At 65.0% G+C, this 740-nt stretch carries 1 pseudogene and 1 riboswitch; the pseudogene reads right to left on the reverse strand.

Annotated features, from left to right (window positions below):
• Nucleotides 1–291, reverse strand: a pseudogene (locus JCM25156_RS26375) (hypothetical protein); the annotation flags it as partial.
• A gap of 154 nt (nt 292–445) precedes the next feature.
• Nucleotides 446–674, reverse strand: a riboswitch (cobalamin riboswitch).
• Between the last annotated feature and the right edge of the window lie 66 nt (nt 675–740).

The following is a 740-nucleotide window of genomic DNA, read 5'->3' on the forward strand; positions in this document are numbered from 1 at the left end:
TGCGCCGCCCATGTTGCCCAGCAGGTCGCCACTGGTGTCGAGACTGTCGGTATCGGTGGATTGTTCCGCCGCTTCGGTATTGGCGCGCACGGAATCGCGCACTGTCGTGGGGTCGATCTGTTCAATCAGGGGGGTGGAGTTGCCAAGGCGGGCGCGGTCATCGGCAAGCTGGGTGCGCGGGGCCTGTGCATGGGCGTTTGTTACCCCGAGGCCGCCCGCGGCAAGTATGCACGGGAGCAGCACGGTGCGCGCCAGCATCGGGCGCGACAGGGAAAGGGCAGGCAGATTCATTGGAAAAAGACATCCCGTCAGGATGGGCTGGCCCAGGGCGGACCAGAAAAAGGACGGCATCCATGTGCCGGATCCGGGTCAGTGCGGGGGAACGGGATGCTAGCCGGTCGTGTCCATTGTCTCGCGTCCATCTCCGGTTATGCCCGCCCGGCGATATTGTTGAAGGACAGCGGCAGGTCTCCTGACTTGCGGGTCACGGCACGTCCTCCACCTTCCCGGCCGGAGCCAGTGGCTGCTGCGTATCACAGCGCCGGATGACGCACTCTCCGCCTACAGTTGCGGGTACAGTTGCCGACTGCGCCCCCGGGCATGAACACCCTGCCGGAGTTTACGGCATTCCCTTTCTCGCCCGTTCGCACGGGACCGCTGACTTGTTGTAACGGACTATACTGCCTGTGGGCCAGCGCGCAAGACGGTGGTGCGTGCGATCACGCTTCCCCGCGCGCCAG

This window comes from Komagataeibacter kakiaceti JCM 25156, assembly GCF_000613305.1.